At 65.4% G+C, this 24,392-nt stretch carries 2 protein-coding genes; both read right to left on the bottom strand.

All coding sequences use genetic code 11. The features are described 5' to 3' along the window. Nucleotides 1-119: 119 nt before the first annotated feature. The gene (locus L8I05_RS08790) at nt 120-11,459 is read right to left on the bottom strand and encodes a non-ribosomal peptide synthetase (protein ID WP_242168315.1); all 11,340 of its coding nucleotides are present in this window, start codon (nt 11,457-11,459) and stop codon (nt 120-122) included. After that, entirely contained in the window at nt 11,456-24,376 is a 12,921-nt protein-coding gene (locus L8I05_RS08795; protein ID WP_242168318.1) for a non-ribosomal peptide synthetase, read from the bottom strand. The genes L8I05_RS08790 and L8I05_RS08795 overlap by 4 nt, the downstream gene beginning before the upstream one ends. Nucleotides 24,377-24,392: the final 16 nt, after the last annotated feature.

The following is a 24,392-nucleotide window of genomic DNA, read 5'->3' on the forward strand; positions in this document are numbered from 1 at the left end:
GCTTACTTTTTGGTCCTTCAAAAAGTGAGCCGCTGTAAGAGCGGAACCATAAGCCGCCGTTACCGCAGCAACGGATATGTCCCCCAGACAGGTCCCACATGTGGACCGGTGTTCACCCCTCACGACACCACCTCCCCAATCACCACACCCTCAAGCCACCACCGCGACAACGCCACCACATTCGGCGCCTTGAGCAACGTAAAGTGATTCCCCGGCCCATACCAAACCTGCAACCCACTGCCCTGCCGCCGCCAGCCTTCAATCATCACCCCCTGCTCGCGCTGATTCCCGGCGGCATCCAGCGAAGGATCCTCAGCCAACACCAACCGCACCACCCCGTGGTAACGCTGCTGCGGCCGATACACGGTGCGCAACGCCGCCGCATAGGTGCGCGCCGGGCCGTCCATCGCGTCAACCGAGGCACGCCCCGGCAACAACCCCACCGCTACCATCCCCGCATGCAAGCCCGTGCGCTGCTCCACCTCATCACGCTCGGCAAAATCCACCAGGTCGATGCCCAGCGACTGTCCAGCTGCCAGCTGCATCGCCTCGATCAAGCGCAGCAACGCCGCCGTCGTCGTGTAAGGCCGCCCCGCGCCGCCTGGCGCTTCACTGTCAATCACCGTCAACGACGCCACCTCACGGCCCTGCGCCTGCAACCGCAGCGCCAGCTCCAGCGCGACCCAGCCGCCGAACGAATGCCCTACCAGATGCACCGGCCCCCGGGGGCACTCCTGCGTCAGCGCCGCCAGATAACACTGCGCCGCCGCCTCCACCTGGCTATGGGGCACCGCCTCGCCATCCAGCCCGCGCGGCTGCAAGCCAAACAAAGGCCAGTCACGCCCGAGTGCCTCGCTCAAGCCCACATAACCGGTAACGCTGTCCCCGGCCCCTGGCACACAGAACACCGGCGCATAGCCTGCTCGCCCACTCTGAATGCGCAACAGCGGTTGATACGCCGCCTCGGCGACCGGCACACCCACCGCCAGCGCCTCAGACATCGCACGCCCCAACGCCTGGATATGCGGCGCCTGCATCATGCTCTGGTGATCGCCTGGCACTTCCACTTGGCGCAATTGCCCCGGCGCCAGCGCGTCCTCCCAACCCAGCGAAACACGACGGCGCGACAACTCGGTGGGCCGCTCCTGCGCGCTGAACAGATGCACCGCCACCGGCAGTGGGAACAGGCTGTAATGCGCCAGCGCATGCCCGTGCCCCACCTCACGTTGGATAAAACTCAAGAGGTCCGCGTCCGTCGCCGCCGCCATTTGCGCGTACAGCAGACCTTCATCGCGACAGCGTTGCAGCAGACCTGCAAAGTCCAGCTGTCCAATGCCCGCCTCCAGTTGTTCAAGGCTCGCCAGCTCATCCACACCTCCCTGTGCGTTCCAATACGCCGTGCACTGCAGCAGCAGATGCCGCTTGAGCGCATCCGGCCCGCTCCAGCGCGCCTTGCCCTGGTCGGTCATGCGCGGCACGTAGCTGTCGATCAAACCGAGAAACGCCACCGGCTCATCCAGCCCAAGCAATTGCATCGCCACTTCATACGCCAACACCCCGCCAAACGACCAACCCGCCAGCCGGTACGGCCCATGGGGTTGCAGGCCACGAATCAACCCGACCAGGCGCGCTGCCAGGCCTTCCATGGTGTCCAGGTGCGACTCGCCAAGCGCCGCGCCCGGCAGGCCATAGATCGGGTAGTCACCGGGCAGGTGCTGGCCCAGCGCCGGGAAGTACACATCCATGCCGCTGAACTCGTGGACTAAAAACAGCGGCGGCTGCGAACCGCTGCTGCGCACGGTAATCACCGAACTGTCGCGCACCGGCTCATCCGTGCGCTGGTGCAGCATCGCGGCCACGGAGGCCACGCTGGCATGCTGGAACAGCTCCGCCAGCGACACCTGCAACCCCGCCTCTTCCAGCAGGTTGACCAGTCGAATCGCCAGCAACGAATGCCCGCCCAGCTCGAAGAAACTGTCATGCCGCCCGACCTGCTCCAGCTTCAACACCTCGGCCCACAGTTGCGCCAGGGTCTGTTCCAGCGCATCGGCCGGCGCTTCGAAATCTCGCCGGTGCAACGCCTCCAGGGCCGGCACCGGCAAGGCTTTGCGGTCGATTTTGCCGTTGGCCGTCAGCGGCAACTGCTCAAGCGCTACATAGGCCGACGGCAGCATGTAATCCGGCAATTGGCTGTGCAGGTGGGCACGCACGCTGTCGACCTCTGCGGGTTCGCCCGCCCAGGTGAAATACGCCACCAGGCGCTTGTCACCCGGCACGTCTTCACGCGCCAGCACCACCACCTCCTGAATCCCCGCACAGGTCGCCAGGCGCGCCTCCACCTCGCCCAGCTCAATGCGGAAACCACGGATCTTGACCTGATCGTCATTGCGCCCGATGCACTCCAGCAAGCCCTGCGCCGTCCAGCGGCCGAGGTCGCCGGTGCGGTACATCAAGGCGCCTGGGTTGAGCGGGTCTTGTACAAATTTCTCGGCCGTCAGCTCGGGCCGGTTCAAATAACCCTTGGCCACGCCGTCGCCGCCGATGCAGATTTCACCAGTCACACCCACCGGCACCGGCTGCAGCTGCGCATCCAGCACATGGATTTGCGTGTTGGAGATCGGCCGCCCCACCGGCACGCTGTCGGCGCCTGCGGCAAGCGTGCGCACTTCATAAGTGGTGGCGTAGGTGGTGGTTTCCGTCGGCCCGTAGCAATGCACCAGACGCAACGCCGGTGCCTGGGCCAGCAGCGTGCGGAACGCCGCCGGGTCGGCACGCTCACCGCCGCACAGCAGGATGCGCAAGCCGGCCAGCGCCTCGGGAATCATCTGCACGTATTGGTTGAACAGCGCCGTGGTCACAAACAGCACCGTCGCGCCTTGCAGCGCAGTGCCAAAGGCGCGCGGGTCGAGCAAAGTCGCGTGGTCGATCACCTGCACCTGGCCGCCGTTGAGCAATGGGCCCCACACGTCCATGGTGCTGGCGTCGAACGCCGGGTTGGAGGCGAAGGCCACGCGGTCGGCCGCATTGAAGTCGGCGTAACCGTTGTTGAGCACCAGCCGCGTGATACCGCGATGCGGCACCAACACGCCCTTGGGCGTGCCGGTGGAGCCGGAGGTGTACATGATGTACGCCACGCTGTCCGAAGACTGCGACAAATCCGGGTTGTGGCTCGGTTGCGGGTCGAGGGTCAGGGTGTCGAGGGTAAGGGTGTCGAGGTCCAGGCGCTGTGCCGAGTACTCGACGACTGCTTCACTGCGGGTCAACAAAAGGGCCGCGCCGCTGTCCTGCAGCATAAAACCCTGACGCTCGGTGGGCGCGTTGATATCCAGCGGTACATACGCCGCCGCGCACTTGAGCACGGCCAGCTGGCTGACCAGTAGATCCATAGAGCGCGGCAGCAGGATCGCCAGCGTGTCGGCGGGCCGCACGCCCAGGCTCAACAGGTGATGGGCCAGACGGTTGGCGCGGGTGTTCAATTCACCGTAGCTCCACGCCTGCTCGCCGTGCAGTACCGCCACGGCGTCAGGGCGCGCCAGCGCCTGGGCTTCAAACAGCCGCTGCACCGTGTGTTCACGGGGGAACGCACGGGCAGTCGCGTTGAACGCCGACAGCTGCTTACGCTCGGCAGCAGGCAGAATCGGCAAGCAACTGATCGCGCTTTCAGTGTTGTGCTCCAGCGCCTCAACCAATTGCTCCACGGCGACTTGCAAGTAGCCACACACACGCCGGGCGCCCTGCCCCGTGGCTTCCAGGCTGAAGCCCTCACCGAGGTCATCGACACTCACCGACAACCCGTAATTGGTGTGTTCCTCGGTTTTCAGCAGTTGAATGCCCTGCCATGCCTCGGCCACGGCGCCCTGTTGCGGCGCACTGTGACGGTAGTTGAACAGCACGTTAAACAACGGCGTGGCCACCGGCACCGCGCTGCAGCGCTGAGCCAGGGCCAGCGGTGCATGTTCATGGCTGAGCAGTTGGGTCAGGCGCGCATGGGTGGCGCGCAATGCGCTACGCACCGACTGCTCACCCAGGTCGACACGCAACGGCAAGGTGTTGATGAATACGCCCATGGCTCGCTCAGCGCCTTCGCCACCTTGCAGGCGGCCGAGCATCACAGTGCCGAACACCACCTGCTCGCGGCCGCTGACTTTGCCCAACACCTGCGCCCAGGCCAAGTGCATCAGGCTGGCGGCACTCACACCCGCATGGCGCGCCTGGGTGCGCAGGCGCTGGCTCAACTGCGGGTCAATCGGCAGATGCGCCTGTTCATCGACGCCCAGGTTGTCGACAGTGGTCGGCTCGTCAACCTCACCCAGCATTTCGCGGAAGAACGCTTCGTGGTCGTCTGCACCCAAACGGGTCTGGGCGACGTAATTGCGATACGGCACCGCCGCACCCAGCTCACCCTCACGACCGAGCAGGAAGGCCTGCATTTCATGCTGCAGGATATCCAGCGCTATGTGGTCCATCACCAGGTGATGGAACAGCAACGTCGCCACCACACGCTGCGGCTCTTGCACATAAACCAGGCGCATCAGCGGCGCTTGGGCCAGGTCGAGACGCTCCGGCAACGGGCCGGTTTCGACGCTCAGCCTGGCTTCACGCCAAACCACCTGCACCGGCTCATGCAGGCCATCCCAATGGAACGATGAGCGCAGCACGTCATGGCGCTGGACCACCGCCTGCAATGCACGGGCGAACGCCTCCAGGCGCAACAGGCTGTCGAAGGCAAACTGCGCCTGCAACAGGTACGCATCGCCGGTCGCTACGGCCCGATGGTGATAGAGAATGCCGGCCTGCAACGGCGCCAGCGGGTAGATGTCCTGCACATTCGCCGCGCCGCCAGGGATGCAGGCGACGAGTCGGTCGATGGCCGCCTGGTCCAGTTGAATCAATGGCAGCATGGCCGGCGTGATCTGCGTGCAGTCGGCGGCAATGCCATTGGCCGGCACCGCCACTTCGCGACCGCCGCCCAGTGCCGCCGCCAGGGCCGAGAGTGTCGGTTGGCCAAACAGCACCTTCACATCCGCCGACAACCCGAGCCGGCGCATACGCCCCATCAAGCTGACAGCCAGCAACGAGTGCCCGCCCAGCTCGAAGAAGTTGTCGTGACGGCCTACGCGTTCCACATTGAGCAACTCGGCCCAGAGGCTGGCCAAGGCAATTTCCGTGTCGCCCTGGGGCGCTTCGTATTCGTGTACCACCACCGAATCCAGCCCCGGTTCGGGCAAGGCCTTACGGTCGAGTTTGCCGTTGGGGCTCAGCGGCAACGCGTCGAGATGCACGAACACCGCCGGCACCATAAATTCCGGCAAGTGCTGCAGCAGATGGCTGCGCAGCGCGTCGATGTCGCTGTGTACGCCGGTGTAGTACGCCACCAGCCGTTGCTCGCGGGCGACCACGGCGGCTTCATTGACCGACGGGAACTCGGTCAGCCGCGCCTGGATTTCCCCCAGTTCAATACGCAAGCCACGGATCTTCACCTGGTCGTCATTGCGCCCCAGGTACTCGAGAGTGCCGTACGGCAAATAGCGCCCGACGTCACCGGTGCGGTACATGCGCCCCTGGGTAAACGGGTCATCGAGGAAACGTTCGGCAGTCAGCTCCGGCCGGTTCAGATACCCGCGCGCCACTTGCACGCCACCAATAAACAGCTCACCGACCACGCCCAGCGGCACCGGCTGCAACTGGCTGTCGAGCACGTACATGCGCGTATTGGCGATGGGTTTGCCGATTGGCGTGTTGTCCGGCACGTCAATGCCTGCGCAATTCCACGCAGTAACGTCGACGGCGGCCTCGGTCGGACCATACAGGTTATGCAATGCACTGCCCGGCAACTGCTGCTTGAAGCGCCGCACCAGGCTGCCTGGCAAAGCTTCGCCGCTGCACATCACGCGCACCAGCCCGGCTGCCTGGCTCACATCGCCATGGGCGAGGAATACATCAAGCATCGACGGTACAAAGTGCAGCGTGGTGATCTGCTCCGCCTCGATCACATCACACAGGTACTCCGGTTCTTTATGCCCGCCTGGGCGCGCCATCACCAGGCGTGCGCCGGTGAACAGCGGCCAGAAGAATTCCCACACCGACACGTCGAAGCTGAACGGGGTTTTCTGCAGCACCGAGTCGTGCGCCGTGAGGCCGTATTCGTCCTGCATCCACAGCAGGCGGTTGACCACGCCACGGTGGTCGTTGATCACACCCTTGGGCTGCCCAGTGGAGCCCGAGGTGTAGATGACATACGCGGCCACGCCCGCTACGTCGGGGTTGTCGACAGGTTGCTGCTGCCAGCAAGGCCTGTCCAGATCGACCACCGGCACCGCGCCGAGCAACTCGCGCGTAGCACCCTGGGCCAGCACCACAACCGGCGCACTGTCCTCCAGCATGTAGGCCAGGCGGTCCAGCGGGTACGCCGGGTCCAGCGGCACATAAGCGGCGCCGGCCTTGAGAATCGCGTACAGCCCGACCACCATCCCAAGGCCACGCTCCACGCAGATCGCTACCCGTGAATCCGCCTGCACGCCCAGCGCCAGCAGGTGATGGGCCAACTGGTTGGCCTGTGCGTTGAGTTCGGCATAGGTCAGTTGCTGCGTGCCCGCCTTGACGGCAATCGCGTCCGGCGTGCGCTGCACCTGCGCTTCGAACAGGCCGTGCAAGGTCTGGTCGAGGTTGTAGTTCACCTCGGTGGCGTTGAAATCCACCAGCAGGTGCTGGCGCTCACGCTCATCCAGCAGCGGCGCATGCTCAAGCACCGCCTGGTCGTTATCGACCATCGCCTGCAACACGCGGGTGAAATAGCCGACGTAGCGCTGCACGGTCGACTCATCAAACAAGGCCAACGCATATTCGAGCGCGCCGAGAATGCTGCCCTGCACTTCGCCGAGGTTCAGCGACAAATCGAACTTGGCAAAGTGGCTGTTCTCGACAATGCCTTCCAAGGCCAGGTCGCCCAGCGCCAGGGTCGGCGCGCTGCTGTCCTGCCAGCTCAGCAGGGTCTGGAACAACGGGCTATGGGCCAGGCTGCGCACCGGCCGGGTGATTTCCACCACTTGTTCGAACGGCAGATCCTGATGGGCCTGGGCTTGCAGCGTCAGCGCCTTGACCCGCGCCAACAACGCCTCGGTGCTCAACTCGCCCGAGGTGTCGATGCGCACCGCCAGGGTGTTGACGAACAAGCCGATCAACCCTTCGACTTCGCTGCGCGTGCGGTTGGCCACCGGCGAGCCGATCACCAGGTCCGACTGCCCGGACAGCCGCGCCAGCAACGCGGCCCAGGCCGTCATCAAGGTCATGTACAGCGTGGTGCCATGGCGTTGGCTCAAGGCCTTGAGCCCAGCGGTCAGGCGTTCATCCAGGCGCACTTCGACGCTGCTGCCGGCGTAGTCCTGTTGCGCAGGGCGCGGTCGGTCGGTGGGCAAGGCGAGCAAGGCCGGCGCCCCCGCCAGGGCGGTTTGCCAATAGCTGCTCTGGCGCTGCAACACTTCACCGCTGAGCCACAAACGCTGCCACACGGCGAAGTCGCCGTACTGGATCGCCAACGCCGGCAACGGGTCAGGCAGGCCGTGGCTGAAGGCTTGGTACAACGCCATCAGCTCGCGGGTCAGCACGCCCATCGACCAACCATCGGAGACGATATGGTGCAAGGTCAGCAACAGCACATGGTGATCGTCGGCCATCACCACCAGGCGCCCACGCAGCAACGGGCCGCGCTCCAGGTCGAACGGTGCCGAGGCTTCGCCGTGGATCAAGGCGTCCAGCGCCTGCTGCGGTTGCGGGTGGCGGCGCAGGTCCTGCACTTGCAGCGGCAGCACGTCTTCGGCGGGCACGATCAGCACCTTGGCGTCGTCGCCGTGCTGGGCAAAACGACTGCGCAGGGTTTCGTGACGCGCGACGATACGCGCCAGCGCCCGTTGCAGCGCCTCGACGTGCAGCTGCCCACGCAGGCGCAGGCCGATAGGAATGTTGTAGGCGGTGTTGGCGCCTTCCATCAGCGCCAGGAACCACAGGCGCTGCTGAGCGAACGACAACGGCACGTCGTCCTCACGGTTGGCCGGCAGAATATCCGGCAAGGTGCTGCGCCCGGATTGGGCCAGCACTTCAGCCACGGCCGCCAGCTCGGCATTCGCAAACAGGTCGCCGAGGATCAACTCGACACCCAGGCGCTGGCGCACTTGGGAAACCATGCGCATTGCCAGCAGCGAGTGGCCGCCCAGTTCGAAGAAATGGTCGCGACGCCCGACGCGCGCGACGTGCAGTACATCGGCCCAGATCTGCGCCAGGACGCTTTCGATCTCGCCCTGGGGCGCTTCGTACTCGCGGGTAAAGACCGCGGCCATGTCCGGCGCCGGCAAGGCCTTGCGGTCGAGCTTGCCATTGGCAGTGAGCGGCAACGCATCGAGCTTCACGTAGGCAACCGGGACCATATAGTCCGGCAGGTGCGCCACCAGGTGGGCGCGGATATCACCGACCGCCAGCGGGTCGAGCTGCGGGTTTTCAGTGAAGTACGCCACCAGCCGCTCGTCACGCACCAACACCACGGCTTCCTGAATGCCGGGCAACTGGTTGAGCTGGGTTTCGATTTCGCCCAATTCGATGCGCACGCCACGGATCTTCACCTGGTCGTCATTACGCCCCAAATACTCAATGTTGCCGTCCGGCAGCCAACGCGCGAGGTCGCCGGTGCGGTACATGCGGCCCGCATTGAACGGGTCTTGCAGGAAGCGTTCGGCGGTCAGCTCCGGGCGATTCAAGTAACCACGCGCCACGCCCTTGCCGCCCACATACAGCTCACCGGCCACACCCAACGGCACCGGCCGCTGCTGCTCGTCCAGCAGGTACACCGTGGCATTCGCGATAGGCTTGCCGATATGCAACGGCTGGCCCGCCTCGACCTTGCCGGAGGTGGCGACCACGGTGGCCTCCGTCGGGCCGTAGTTGTTGATCAGCTCGAAACGCTGGGCGCGCGCGAACTGGCGCAGGCGATCACCGCCGATCAGCAAGGTGCGCAACGTCGGGTGTTCGATCTGTTGGCTAAAGGCGTACTCGGCCACCGGCGTTGGCAGGAAGCACACGTCCAACGGTTGCGCGCACCACCAGGCGAGCAAGGCGTCGATGTCTTCGGCACCGTCGTTGGCCGGTGGCAGGTGCAAGGTCGCGCCGACACACAGCGCCGGCCACACTTCCCAGGCCATCGCATCAAAGCCGAAACCGGCGACGCTGGCCGTGTGGCGCCCGGCGCACAGGTCAAAGGCGCGGCAATGCCAGTCGACCAGGTTGGCCACGGTGTGGTGTTCGACCATCACGCCTTTGGGCAGACCGGTGGAGCCGGAGGTGTAGATCACATAGGCGAGGTTCGAGGGCGTGACATTGACCCTGGGGTTGCTCGCCGAGTGGTGCTGCCAGGTGAAGCGGTCCAGGTCTATCACCGGCACGTCCAGCGCGGGCAGGCGCTCCAGCAGCGACTGCTGGGTCAGCACCGCCACCGGCGCGCTGTCGGTCAGCAGGTAATTCAGGCGCTCGGCCGGGTGCGACGGGTCGACCGGCACGTAGCAGGCGCCGGCCTTGAGAATCGCCAGCAGCCCGGCCAGGGTGTCCAGGCCACGGCGGGCGACGATGGCGACGCGGTCGTCGGGCTTGACCCCCAGCGCCAGCAGGTGATGGGCCAGCAGGTTGGCTTGCTGGTTCAGCTCGGCGTAGGTCAGCTGCCGGCCTTGGTAAACGGCGGCGATGGCGCTGGGCGTGCGGGCCGCCTGGGCCTCGATACGCGCGTGCAGCGTGGTGCCCTGGGGGAAGTCGGCGTGGGTCGCGTTGAACTGGTCCAGCAGCTGTTGTTGCTCGGCGGCAGGCACTACCGAAACGTGATTGAGCGGTGTCTGTGGCGCCTGCTCCAGCGCAGTCACGAGGTTTTCCAGCGCGGTTTGCAGGTAGGCGCAGACGCGCTGCGGGTCCACCTGAGTGCTGGCGAGCAAGCTCAAGCCAAAGCCCTCGCCGAGGTCATCCACGCTCAAGGTCAGCGGATAGTTGGTGCGTTCCTCGGCGCTGAGCGCGGTGATACCTTGCCAGGCCGATACGGCTTCGGCACTGGCGGCCGGGGCACTGTGACGGTAGTTGAGCAAGGCACTGAACAATGGCGTCGGCGCCACCACGCCGCTGCAGCGCTGGGCCAGGGCCAACGCCGCGTGTTCGTGGCGCAGCAAGGTGGTCAACCGCGCGTGAGTGGCCTTGACGCCGGCGCGCACGTCCTGGCCATCCACATCCACGCGAAACGGCAGCGTGTTGATGAAAATCCCCAGCGCCCGATCCGTGTCATGGCTGCCCTGCATGCGGCCCATCAGTACCGTGCCAAACACCACCTGCGCTTTACCGGCCAGCGCCCCCAGCACCTGCGCCCAGCCCATATGGAACAGGCTGGCGGCGCTCACCCCCAGTTGCCGGGCTTGCGCACGCAAACGCTGGCCCAGCGCCGGCGGCAACGGCAGGCTGACTTCGGCAATCCCACGGGCATCGCCCTGCACGTCCTGTAAGCCGAACGGCAAGGTCGGCTCGCTGATGTCGCCGAGCATCTGGCGAAAGAAACTTTCGTGTTCCTGCTCGCTGATCCCCAGCCGCGCCTGCGCCACATAGTTGCGAAACGGCACGGCCTGGCCGAGCGCCGCGCCCTGCCCCAGCAGGCACGCCTGCATCTCGTGGCACACCACTTCGAGGGCGCTGTGGTCGAGGGCCATGTGGTGGAACAGCAAGGTGGCGACGATGCGCTGGTTGGCCGGATCGTGCGCGTGCACCAGGCGCAACAGCGGCGCCTGGGTCACGTCGAGGCGATAGTGGCGCGCATCGAACCGCGCGTGCAGTTGCGCCGCGATATCGCCGTCGGCCGGGTCCAGCGCCAGGGCCTGCACCGGCAGCTGCGCCTGGCGCCACACCACTTGCGACGGCTCCTGCAAACCGTCCCAGACCACGCCGGTACGCAGAATGTCATGGCGGTCCATCACCCGTTGCAGGGCTTGGGCAAACGCCTCGAAACGCGCCAGGTTGTCGAACGCAAACTGCGACTGCATCACATAGGGGTCGCCCTGCTCGGCACTCACATGGTGGAACAGAATGCCTTCCTGCAACGGCGCCAGCGGGTAGATATCCTGGATATTCGCCACACCGCCCGCGACTGTCGCGACGATGCGGTCAATGTCGTCCTGGCTCAACGTCGACAGCGTGAGCATGCCCGGCGTGATGTGCACCGCGCCCGGCGGTATGCCATTGGCCGGCACCTCGACGTCACCGGCCTTGGTCGCCGAATACTCACCGGCCTTGATCAACTCGATCAGCGCCGGCTTATGTTCACGCAACGCGGCGAGGATCGCCGGGTCGCTCAAGGCCTGTTTGTTCCCTTGCACCGACAACTGCTCGCCCTTGAGCGCCAGTTGGATGTCCTTGGTTTTCAGCGTCGCCAACAGCTCAAAAATGCTCACAGGACGATCTCCATTCGTTCAGTTATGGCGGCGTAGCCGGCCAGTGTCGGCTGCTCGAACAGCGCCCGCACGTCGGCTTCCATGCCTTCCTGGCGCAGGCGCCCGATCAAGCTCACGGCCAGCAGCGAGTGCCCGCCCAGTTCAAAGAAATTATCGTCACGCCCGACCCGCTCCACCTTGAGCAATTCCGCCCAGAGCCTGGCCAGGAGGATTTCGGTGTCGCCTTGCGGCGCCACGTACTCACGCACGATCAGCGCTTCCATGCCCGGCGCAGGCAAGGCCTTGCGGTCAAGCTTGCCGTTGGGGCTCAGGGGCAGTGCGTCGAGGTGCATGAACAGCGCAGGCACCATGAAATCCGGCAGGTGCTGCAGCAGATGGGCGCGCAGCTGTTCGATGTCGGTGTGCAGGCCGGTGTAATAGGCGATCAGTCGGTCGTCGCGGGCAACCACGGCGGCCTCGTTGACCTGTGGATGCTCCAGCAGCCGCGCCTGGATCTCACCCAGCTCGATGCGCAAGCCACGGATCTTCACCTGGTCATCGTTACGGCCCAGGTATTCGATATTGCCGTCGGGCAGGTAGCGCCCGACGTCCCCCGTGCGGTACATGCGCCCGCCATGGAACGGGTCGTCGAGGAAGCGCTCGGCGGTCAACTCTGGGCGGTTCAGGTAACCGCGCGCCACCTGCACGCCGCCGATAAACAACTCGCCCACCACACCCAGCGGCACCGGCTGCAATTGCGTATCCAGCAAGTACATGCGCGTGTTGGCAATCGGCTTGCCGATCGGGGTGTTGTCCGGCACGTCAGGGCGTGCGCAGTTCCATGCGGTCACGTCCACCGCCGCTTCGGTCGGACCGTACAGGTTGTACAGGCCGATCCCCGGCAATTGCGCTTTGAAGCGGCGCACCAGGCTGCCCGGCAAGGCTTCGCCGCTGCACATCACGCGCACCAGCCCGGCTGCCTGGCTGACATCGCCATGGGCGAGGAATACCTCCAGCATCGATGGCACGAAGTGCAGCGTGGTGATGTGTTCGGCTTCGATCACCGCGCACAGGTACGCCGGTTCCTTGTGGCCGCCCGGGCGCGCCATCACCAGCCGCGCGCCAGTGAACAGCGGCCAGAAGAATTCCCACACCGACACGTCGAAGCTGAACGGGGTTTTCTGCAGCACCGCATCATCGGCGTTGAGGCCGTAGGCGTCCTGCATCCACAGCAGGCGGTTGACCACCCCGGCGTGTTCGTTGATCACGCCTTTGGGCTGGCCGGTGGAGCCGGAGGTGTAGATCACGTAGGCCTGGTGCTGGGCAGTCAGCCCCGGCACATGCGGATTGCTCTCGGGCTGGTGCTGCCAGGTGTCGTGGTCCAGATCGATCACCGGCACGTCACCCAGCAGCTCACGGGTTGCGCCTTGCGCCAGCACCACCACCGGTGCGCTGTCTTGCAGCATGTAGGCAATGCGTTCGGCTGGATACGCCGGGTCCAGCGGCACATAACCGCCACCGGCCTTGAGGATGGCGAACAGGCCGACAACCATCTCCAGGCCACGCTCGACGCAAATGCCCACGCGCGAATCCGGTCGCACACCGAGTTCGCGCAAGTGATGGGCCAGCCGGTTGGCGCGCGTGTTCAGCTCGCCATAGGTCAGGAACCTGTCACCGGCCTTGACCGCCAGCGCATTCGGGGTGCGCTCGACCTGCGCCTCAAACATTCCGTGCAGGGTTTGGTCGAGGTTGTAGTCGACCGCGGTGGCGTTGAACTCCACCAGCAGTTTCTGGCGCTCTTCGGCACCCAGAATCGGCAGGCGATTGAGCGGCTGGTGCGGCGCCTGTTCCAACGCGGCAACCAAGCCGGACAAGGCCATCTGCATATAACCGCACACGCGTTGCGCGTCGGTTTGCGCCAGGGCGGTGACGTCGTAGCCATCGCCCAAATCATCCACGTTCAATGTCAGCGGGTAGTTGGTGCGGCCGTCGTTGACCAGCGTCTGCATGCCTGCCCAGGCTTGTTGCGCGTCGGCCGAGCGCGTCGCGGCGCCGCGATGGCGATAGTTGAGCATCGAACTGAACAACGGCGCCGGTGCCGCTACGCCGCTGCAACGCTGGGCCAGGGCCAGGGACGCGTGTTCATGCCCCAGCAATGCAGTCAGCCGTGCATGCGTTGCACGTACCGCAGCGCGTGCGCCTTGTTCGTCGATATCCAGGCGCAGCGGCAACGTATTGATGAACACCCCCAGCGCGCGGTCGGCGCCCTCGCCGCCTTGCAGGCGGCCGACCAGCACGGTGCCGAACACCACGCTGTGGCGACCCGAGGTGGCCGCCAGCACTTGACCCCAAGCCAGGTGGAACAGGCTGGCCGTGCTCACGCCAAGCAAACGGGCCTGGCTGCGCAGGCGCCGGTTGAGGTCGCCGTCGAGGTGCAGGCAGTGTTCCTGGATGGCACTGCCGTCGCCGCGCACGTCCTGCAAGCCGAACGGCAAGGTCGGTTCATCGACATCACCGAGCATCTGGCGAAAGAACCCTTCGTGCGCCTGCTCGCTCACCCCCAGACGCGCCTGGGCCACGTAATTGCGGTACGGCATAGGCGCGGCCGTGGGTGCCGGGTGGCCGAGCAAATAGCCCTGCATTTCCCGCAGCACCACGTCGAACGCGGTGTGGTCGAGGGCGATATGGTGATAAAGCAACACCACCACCACGCGGCCGTTGGCCGGGTCGTTGGCGTACATCAGGCGAATCAGCGGTGCCTGGCTGATGTCCAGGCGATAGCGCCGCGCGTCGAAACGCTCGTGCAAGCCAGCCAGCACATCGCCGTGCAAATGCAGCTCCTCAACACTCAGCTGCGCCTGGCGCCACACCACTTGCAGCGGTTGCGCCAAGCCTTCCCAGACCACGCCCGTGCGCAGGATGTCATGCCGGTTGATTACCTGTTGCAGCGCCTGGGCAAAAGCGTTCAGACGCTCGACGCTGTCGAAGGCCAGGTGCGATTGCAGCAGGTACGGGTCGCCGCTTTCGGCGGTGATGTAGTGGTACAGAATGCCTTCCTGCAGCGGTGCCAGCGGGTAGATGTCCTGCACGTTGGCCGCGCCACCGGGCACGCCGGCAACCACTTGATCAATCGTCGACTGGTCGAGATCGACCAAAGGCAACATGTCCGGGGTGATGCGCTGGCAGTCGGCGGCGATACGGTTGGCCGGCACTTGCACTTCCAGGCCACTGCCCACGGCGGCGGCCAGGGCAGCCAGAGTTGGCTGGCTGAACAGCACGCGCACGTCACAGCTGAGACCGACCTGGCGCATGCGCTCGATCAGGCTCACGGCCAACAACGAATGGCCGCCCAGCTCGAAGAAGTGGTCATGGCGACCGACCTGCTCAACCTGCAGCACCTCGGCCCAGATCCGCGCCAGGGTGGTTTCCACCTCGCCTTGCGGCGGCGCATAGTCGCGGCTCAGCAGCGCGGTCTGGTCAGGCTGTGGCAAGGCCTTGCGGTCGAGCTTGCCGTTGGCGGTCAGCGGCAGCGCATCGAGTTTGACGTAGGCCACCGGCACCAGCGCCTCGGGCAATTGTGCTTGCAGTTGTGCACGCAGGGTTTCAATCGCCAGCGGGTATTGTTCAGTGAACCAGGCCACCAGGCGACCCTCACGCACCAACACCACGGCTTCAGCGACGCCGTCCAATGCCGCCAGGCGGCTTTCGATTTCGCCGAGTTCGACGCGTACGCCGCGCACTTTCACCTGATCATCGTTACGACCGAGGTACTCGATATTGCCATCGGGCAACCAGCGCACAAGGTCGCCGGTGCGGTACATGCGCCCGCTGTTGAACGGGTCTTGCAGGAAGCGTTCGGCGGTCAAATCGGCGCGGTTCAAATAGCCCCGCGCTACGCCGCTGCCGCCCACGTACAGCTCACCGGCGACACCCACCGGCACCGGGCGCAACTGCGCATCCAGCACATACACACTGGCATTCGCGATGGGCCGGCCGATATGCAGCGCCTGCCCGGCGCGCACGCGGCCAGAGGTGGCAACCACCGTGGCTTCGGTCGGCCCGTAGTTGTTGATCACCGCAAAACGTCGCTCGTGGGTGAACTGGCGCAGGCGATCGCCGCCGATCAGCAGGATGCGCAAGGTCGGATGCTGCAAGTTCTGGCTGAACGCGTATTCGGCCACTGGCGTGGGCAGAAAGCTCACGTCCAGTGGCTGCGCCAGCCACCAGGCGAGCAGTTCGTCGATGTTTTCATTGCCGACCTGGGCAGGCGGCAGGTGCAGGATGGCGCCTGCGCAGAGTGCCGGCCAGACTTCCCAGGCCATGGCGTCGAAGCCAAACCCGGCGACGCTGCTGGTGTGGCTGCGCGCATCCAGGCCGAAGGCCTCGCAATGCCAGTGCACCAGGTTTTCCACGGTGCGGTGTTCCACCATCACGCCTTTGGGTTGGCCGGTGGAGCCGGAGGTGTAGATCACATAGGCCAGGTGCGCCGGGGTCAGGCTCGCCAGTTGCGGGTTGCCGACAGACGGGTGCAGCAAGCGTGCGTCGAACAGGTCGACCGTGGCCTGCGTACCCAATAGATCACGGGTGCTTGGCTCAGCCAGTACCGCGACCGGCGCGCTGTCCTGCAGCAGGTAGGCGATACGCTCGGCGGGGTAAGCCGGGTCGATGGGCACGTAGCCCGCGCCGGCCTTGAGAATCCCCAGCAGCCCGACCAGCATCTGCGGGCCACGGCGGCAGCAGATAGCCACGCGGTCGTCCGGCTGCACGCCGAGCGCCAGCAGGTGATGGGCCAACTGGTTGGCGCGCTGATTGAGTTGCTGATAGGTCAGGACTTCACCGTCCTGCTGCACGGCAATCGCGTGGGGCTGGCGTTCGACCTGGGCTTCGAAGGCACCGTGCACGGTGAACCCGGTGGGGAAATCCGCAGCGGTCGCATTGAATTCACGCAACAGGGTTTCGCGTTCTGCCGGGGGCAAAATCGGCAGGTGATTCAGCCCGGTGGGTGCCGAGTTTTCCAATGCCGCGACCAGTTGCTCCACGGCGCTGTGCATGTAGCCACACAGGCGCTGGGCGCCGATCTGCGGCAGCGCCAGCACGCTCAGGCCAAAGCCTGCGCCGCCACAGCCTGCGCCAAAGTCGTCGACGCTGAGGGTCAGTGGGTAGTTGCTGCGTTCTTCGCCGCCCAGCAGTTGCACGCCCTCCCAGATGCCGTGGCCATCGCGGGCCATTTCGCCGGGGCTGCTGTGGCGGTAATTGAGCAACGCGCTGAACAACGGCACCGTCGTCGGCACCCCGCTGCAACGCTGGGCGAGTGCCAGGGACGCGTGCTCATGACCGAGCAGTGCGCTCAAGCGCGCATGGGTGGCCTTGACCGCGACAGCGGCGCCAGCAGCTACGTCGACACGCAGCGGCAAGGTGTTGATGAACATGCCCAACGCGCGGTCGGCGCCCTCACCGGCCTGCATGCGGCCCATGAGTACAGTGCCGAACACCACATCATCACGCCCGGCGACCAGCCCCAACACTTGCGCCCAGGCCAGGTGCATCAGGCTGGCTGCGCTGACGCCCAGCGCCCGCGCCTGTTCACGCACACGCACGGCCAGTGCCGCGTCCAGGTGCAGCTCGGCCTCTTCGATATCGCGGCCATCGCCCTGCACATCCTGCACGCCAAACGGCAAGGTCGGTTCATCGACCTCGGCGAGCATGTCGCGGAAGAACTGCTCATGCTCGGCCACGCTGACACCGAGGCGCGCCTGGGCGACATAGTTGCGAAACGGCGCCGCTTCGGGCAATGCATCCGCCTGGTTGAACAGAAACGCGCGCATCTCCTGGCCGACCACTTCCATGGCGGTATGGTCCAGCGCCAGGTGGTGGAACAACAGGATCGCCGCAACCCGGTTGTTCGCCGGGTCCTGGGCGTAGACCATGCGCAGCAGCGGCGCCTGGGTGATGTCCAGGCGATAGTGACGGGCATCAAAACGCTCGTGCAGTTGCTCGATAATGCCGCCATCGGCCGGGTCCAGCGTCACGGCCTGTACCACCAGCTGCGCGTCGCGCCAGACCACTTGCACCGGGCTGTCGAGGCCTTCCCAGACCACGCCGGTGCGCAGGATGTCGTGACGCGCCACCACCTGCTGCAGTGCGCCCATAAAGGCGTGCAAGCGTTCCAGGCTGTCAAACGCCATGCGCGATTGCAGCAGGTACGGGTCGCCCTGCTCGGCGCTGATATGGTGATAAAGAATGCCTTCCTGCAACGGCGCCAGCGGGTAGATATCCTGCACATTGGCGGCGCCGCCCGGGACGTTGGCGACGATGCGGTCGATAGCCGTCTGGTCGAGCTGCACCAGGGTCAGCATCGACGGCGTGATGTGCGTGCAACCCGCTGGAATGCCATTGGCCGGCACCACAATTTCACGGCCGCTGCCGACTGCCGCCGCCAGTGCTGCCAGGCTCGGCTGGTTGAACAACACGCGCACGTCACAGCTCAGGCCGACCTGGCGCATGCGTTCAATCAGGCTGACAGCCAGCAACGAATGCCCGCCCAACTCAAAGAAGTGATCATGACGCCCGACGCGTTCCAGCTTGAGCACGTCCTGCCAGATCTGCGCCAGCAGAGTTTCCACTTCGCCTTCCGGCGCCTCGTAGCCGCGGCTGAGCAACGCGCTCTGGTCCGGCACCGGCAAGCCCTTGCGGTCGAGCTTGCCGTTGGCGGTCAGCGGCAGCAGCTCCAGCCACACATAGGCCGACGGCACCATGTAGTCCGGCAACTGGCCTTGCAGGTGGGCGCGCAGTGCTTGGATATTCAACGCAGCCTGGGCGGTGTAGTACGCCACCAGGCGCTTGTCGCCCGGCTCGTCTTCACGGGCCAGCACCACGGCGTCTTTCACGCCTGGGAAGGCGGCCAGGCAGCTTTCGATTTCGCCAGGCTCGATACGGAAACCGCGAATCTTCACTTGCAGGTCATTGCGCCCCTGGTACAGCAAAGTGCCGTCGGCCTGCCAACTGGCCAGGTCGCCGGTGCGGTACAGCAGGCCTTCGCCGAAGGGGTTCGGGATAAACTTTTCAGCGGTCAATTGCGGCTGGTTCAAGTACCCCTTGGCCACACCGGCACCGCCGATATATAGCTCGCCGACCACGCCCAGCGGCAGCGGTTGCTGACGCGCGTCGAGCACATAGGCCTGGGCATTCGCAATAGGCCGGCCAATCGGAATGCCGCCCTCGCCCAGCGCGGTGATTTCAAAGGTGGTGGAGAACGTGGTGGCTTCGGTCGGCCCGTAGCCATTGAGCAGATGCTGGGGTTTGCCGTGCTTGAGCACGCGGCCGATCACCTGCGGGTCGAGCACGTCGCCGCCGACGATCAGGTAGCGCAACTGGCGGAACACCGGCAGCAACGCATCGGCGTATTGATGGAACAGACCCGCCGTCATCCACAACACGCTGACGGCTTGCTCTTGCAACAGCGCGGCAAACGCCGCCTGGGACAGCAACACCGCATGCTCGACCACCACCACACAACCGCCATTGAGCAACGGCGCCCACACGTCGAGGGTGCTGGCATCGAACGCCGGGTTGGAGGCAAAGGCTACGCGGTCGCGGTCGTTGAAATCGGCGTAGCCGTTGTTCAGCACCAGCCGCGAGACGGCGCGGTGCGGCACTTGCACGCCTTTGGGGGCGCCGGTGGAGCCGGAGGTGTACATGATGTACGCCACGCTTTGCGAAGACTGGGCCAAGTCGGGGTTGCGGGGTGACTGCGCGTCCAGGTTCAGGTCGGCCAGGGTATTGAGTACACGATGCGCGCCGCTGTCTTGCACGATAAAGGCTTGGCGCTCGAGCGGGGCATTGACGTCCAGTGGCACATACACCGCTGCGCACTTGAGGATCGCCAGTTGGCACACAAGTAAGTCCAGCGAACGTGGCAGTGCAATCGCCACGCTTTCGCCGGGCTGCACACCTTGATTGATCAGGTGATGGGCCAGGCGATTGGCGCGACGATTGAGGTCGCGATAACTCAAGGACAAGGCGCCATGCACCGCCGCCACAGCTTCGGGGCGCGCCAGGGCCTGGGCTTCGAACAACTGGTGCACGGTGAGCTGCGACGGGTATTCGCGGGCGGTGGCGTTGAAGTCGACCAGCAGTTGGTGGCGCTCGCCTGCCGGCAGAATCGACACCGCCTGCAAGGCCGTGGTCGGCGCTTGCTGCAACGCAGCCACCAGGTGGCCCAGCGCGGTAAGCATATAGTTGCCCACGCGCTGTACATCCACGCTGGCCACGCCTTGCACCGTCAGCGCAAAGCCGCTGCCCAGGTCGTCGACGTTGAGCACCAGCGGGTAGTTGCTGCGCTCTTCGGAACTCAGAATCTCGATCCCGGACGCCGCAAACGGGCTGTCGCCCGGCGCCTCGCCCGGCGCACTGTGACGGTAATTGAGCAAGGTGCTGAACAACGGCAGCGAACCCGGTACGCCACTGCAACGCTGGGCCAGTGACAGCGAGGCGTGTTCATGCCCAAGCAACTGCGCCAGGCGCGCGTGGGTGGCGCGCACGCCGGCTTGCACGCTGACGGCACCGAGGCTGACGCGCAACGGCAAGGTGTTGATGAACATCCCCAGCGCGCGGTCGGCGCCCTCGCCGCCCTGCATGCGGCCCAGCAACACGGTGCCGAACACCACGTCTTGCTGGCCGGAGACTTGCGCCAACACCTGCGCCCAGGCCAGGTGCACCAGGCTGGCGGTGCTCACGCCCAGTTGCCGCGCTTGTTCACGCAGGCCGTGGCTGAGTGCCGGTTCCAATGGCAAATGCGCTTCGACGATGCCGCTGCCGTCGCCATTCACGTCCTGCAAACCGAACGCCAGCGTCGGCTCATCGATGTCGCCGAGCATGTCGCTGAAAAAGGCTTCGTGTTGTGCCTGCGTGACACCCAGGCGCGCCTGGGCCACGTAATTGCGGTACTGCACCGCGTCCGGCAACTGCGCGCCTGTGCCGGCCAGGCTGGCGCTCATTTCTTCGACCAGCACTTGCAAGGCGGTGTGATCGAGCAGGATATGGTGCAGCAGCAGAATGCCGACGTAGCCGCCCGGCTGCTCGGCGTAGCCAAAATGCATCAGCGAGGCGCGCGACAGGTCGAGGCGATAGTGCCGCGGGTCGAAGCGTTGTTGCAGCTGCGCCAGCGCGTCAACGCCGTGCACGTCAATGCGCTCGACCGCCAACGGCGCCTGGCGCAACACCACTTGCACCGGCTCATCGAGGCCTTCCCAGAGAATGCTGGTGCGCAGGATGTCATTGCGTTCAATCACGCTGTGCAGCGCGCGGATAAACGCGTCCACCGCCGTCTGGTCGGCGAAGCTGAATTGCACCTGCAGCACGTAGGGATCGCCCTCGGTGGTTGCCAGGTGGTGGTAAAGAATGCCCGCTTGCAGGGGCGCCAGGCCGTAGATGTCCTGCACATTCGCGATGCCGCCGGGCACGCTGTTGACGATATGATCGATCGCGGCCTGGTCCAGCGTCACCAGCGGCAGCATGTCCGGCGTGATCTGAGCGCTCGTCGCGCTGATCAGGTTGGCCGGCACCTGAACTTCCTGCTGCCCGCCCACCGCCGCCGCAAGCGCAGACAGTGTGGGTTGGCCAAACAGCACGCGTACGTCGGCGCTCAGGTCCACCTGGCGCATGCGTTCGATCAGTTTGACCGCCAGCAGCGAGTGGCCGCCGAGTTCAAAAAAGTTGTCGTCACGGCCGACCTTGTCGAGCTTCAACAGCTCCTGCCAGATAGCCGCGATGGCGGTTTCCACCGCGCCTTGCGGTGTCGCGTAGCCACGCCGGGCCAATGCGTCGGCATCCGGTGCGGGCAAGGCCTTGCGGTCGAGTTTGCCGTTGGTGGTGAGCGGGAATGTATCCAGCAGCACGAAGGCGCTGGGCACCATGTACTCGGCCAGGCTCAGCAGCAAGTGGTCGCGCAATTCGGCAGCCCCGAGTTCACGCTCGGCAATCACGTAGGCCACCAGGCGTTTGTCACCCGGTTGGTCTTCACGGGCGATCACTACAGCGTCGCGCACGCCGTCGGCGGTGGCCAGGCGCGCTTCGATTTCGCCCAGTTCGATCCGGAAACCGCGGATCTTTACCTGGTCGTCATTTCGGCCCAGGTACTCGACGCTGCCGTCCGCCAGCAGGCGCCCGAGGTCACCGGTCTTGTACATGCGCAGGCCGGTGGCCGGGTCGGCCAGGAAGCGTTCGGCATTCAGTGCGTCACGGTTGAGGTAACCACGCGCCACCCCGGCGCCGCCGACGTACAGCTCGCCGACCACGCCCATCGGCAGCGGCTCGCGGCGCTCGTCGAGCACGTAAAGTTGCAGGTCGGGAATGCGCACGCCAATCGGGCTGACGCCCACCAGTTGCGCGTCCGCCGCCTCCAGCGCGCGGTAGGTGACGTGCACGGTGGTTTCGGTGATGCCGTACATGTTGACGAGTTGCGTACCGGCGTTGATGGCGCGGGCATACCACGGCTTGAGCATGCCGGGCTCAAGGGCTTCGCCGCCAAAGATCACCTGGCGCAACGAATGCGACTGGCTGCTTTGCGCGGCGATCAGTTGGCGGAATGCGCTGGGCGTCTGGTTGAGGATGCTCACACCGGCTTCGCAGATCAGCGCATAACACTCATCCGGCGAACGGCTGACCAGTTGCGGCACGATCAGCAATTGGCCACCGTGCATCAGCGCGCCCCAGATTTCCCAGACCGAGAAGTCGAACGCGAAGGAATGGAACAGCGCCCACACGTCGTTGCTGTTGAAGCCGAACCAGTGCTGGGTGGCGGTGAACAGCCGCGCGACTTGGCGGTGTTCGATCATTACGCCTTTGGGCAGGCCGGTGGAACCCGAGGTGTAAATCACGTAAGCCAGGTTGGCCGGGCTGAGTTGAATGCGAGGGTTGACGATGGACTCACCGCGCAGGCTGTTGAGGTCGATCTGGGCCAGATCGCCCACCAAGTGGCGGGTGTTGGCTTGCACCAGCACGGCCAAAGGTTCGCTGTCGGCCAGGGTGTAGGCGATGCGCTCCAGCGGGTACGCCGGGTCAATCGGCACGTAGCCCGCGCCAGCCTTGAGGATACCCAGCAGGCCGATGATCATCTCCGGGCCGCGCTCTACGCAGATGGCCACGCGATCATCCGCGCGCACGCCTTGGGCCAGCAGGCGGTGGGCGACCTGGTTGGCGCGTTCGTTGAGTTGGCGGTAGGTCAGGCGCTGATTGTTGAAGCGCAAGGCAATGGCTTCAGGCTGGGCGGCGGCGTGGGTTTCGACGTGCTGGTGGATCAGTGCGGTGTCGGCGTAGTGCGTGGAGCTTTGGTTGAGGCTGTGCAGCAGGTGGTGGCGCTCGGTGTCAGGCAGGATGGTCAGGCCGCTCAGCGGCTGATCCGGTCGCTGCTCCAGGGCATCGGCCAGGCTGTGCAGCGCGGTCTGCAGGTAGCCGGCGACACGTTGGGCGCCAATGCTCGCGTCGACCATGACGGTCAGCGCGAAGTCTTCGCCCAAATCATCCACGTTGACGGTCAGCGGGTAGTTGGTGCGCTCCTCAGCGCCCAGCACCTGAATGCCTTCAGCGACGTCGATGACCGCGGCCATATCGGTGGCGGCGCTGTGACGGTAGTTGAGCATCGCACTGAACAGCGGCGTCGGCGCGGCCACACCACTGCAGCGCTGGGCCAAGGCCAGGGACGCATGTTCGTGGTTGAGCAAGGTGGTAAGGCGTTCATGGGTGGCCTTGACCCCGGCGCGCACGCCCTGTTCGCCCACGTCCACGCGCAGCGGCAAGGTGTTGATGAACATGCCCAGGGCGCGTTCACCGCCCTCGCCTGCGCCCATGCGGCCGAGCATCACGGTGCCGAACACCACGGCGTCACGGCCGGACACCACCCCCAATACGCGCGCCAGCGCCAGGTGCATCATGCTCGCCACACTCACGCCGAGGGGGCGTGCCAGGCTGCGCAGACGACGGCTCAAGCGGCTGTCGACGGCGACGCGCGCCTCATCAATGCCCTGCCCATCGCCTTGCACATCCTGCAAACCGAACGGCAAGGTCGGCTCATCGATATCCGCCAGCATCTCGCGGAAGAACGCCTCGTGCGCCTGCTCACTGACGCCATGGCGCACCTGGGCGATGTAGCTGCGAAACGCGACCGGCTCAGTGGCCTGGGCCTGCTCGCCGGCCAGGTACAGCTGGATTTCGTGGCGCACCACATCGAGGGCGGTGTGGTCGAGGATGGTGTGGTGAAACAGCAGCATCGCCACCACGCGTCTGTTAACCGGGTCGTCGGCAAACACCAGACGCAGCAGCGGCGCCTGGCCCAGGTCCATGCGGTAAGTGCGCGCGTCGTAGCGCGCCAGCAGCTGGGCGAGCACGTCGCCGCCGTTGAAGTGCGCCTCGTCGCAGGCCAGGGTTGCCTTGCGCCACACCACCTGCAGCGGCTCGTCGAGGCGTTCCCAAGCCATGGACGTGCGCAGGATATCGTGGCGATCAATCACCCATTGCAGCGCTTGCGCGAAGGCCTCGAAGCGGGTGCGGCTGTCGAACACAAACTGCGCGTGCAGCACGTAAGGGTCGCCCTGCTCCGCCGAAAGATGGTGGTAGAGCATGCCTTCCTGCAGCGACGCCAGCGGGTAGATGTCCTGCACATTCGCCGCACCGCCGGGGATGGCGGCGACGATGCGGTCGATGGCCGGCTGGTCGAGGTTGACCAGCGCCAGCATGTCCGGGGTGATGCGATACGCCGGGCTCAGCCAGTCGCCGCCCTGGGCGGCCACCCATTCAAGCAAGCGCGGCTTGTGCGCGATCAGTTGATCCCACAGCGCGTCATCAAGCGCTTCATCGTCGCCGAGGATGATCAGGTCGCCTTCTTCCAGTTGCAGACGGATCGCGTGAGTGGAAATCGCTGCCAATAATTCGCTGAACTGCATGGGGGTAACCTGCCTG

Origin of the sequence: Pseudomonas sp. MONT-RG-20F-20-E-7-02, assembly GCF_022662395.1 — a bacterium.
Classification (GTDB): domain Bacteria; phylum Pseudomonadota; class Gammaproteobacteria; order Pseudomonadales; family Pseudomonadaceae; genus Aquipseudomonas.

Coding starts and splice junctions, on each gene's coding strand:
- L8I05_RS08795 (WP_242168318.1), bottom strand. CDS start 24,376: ATGCAGTTCAGCGAATTATTGGCAGCGATTTCCACTCACGCGATCCGT.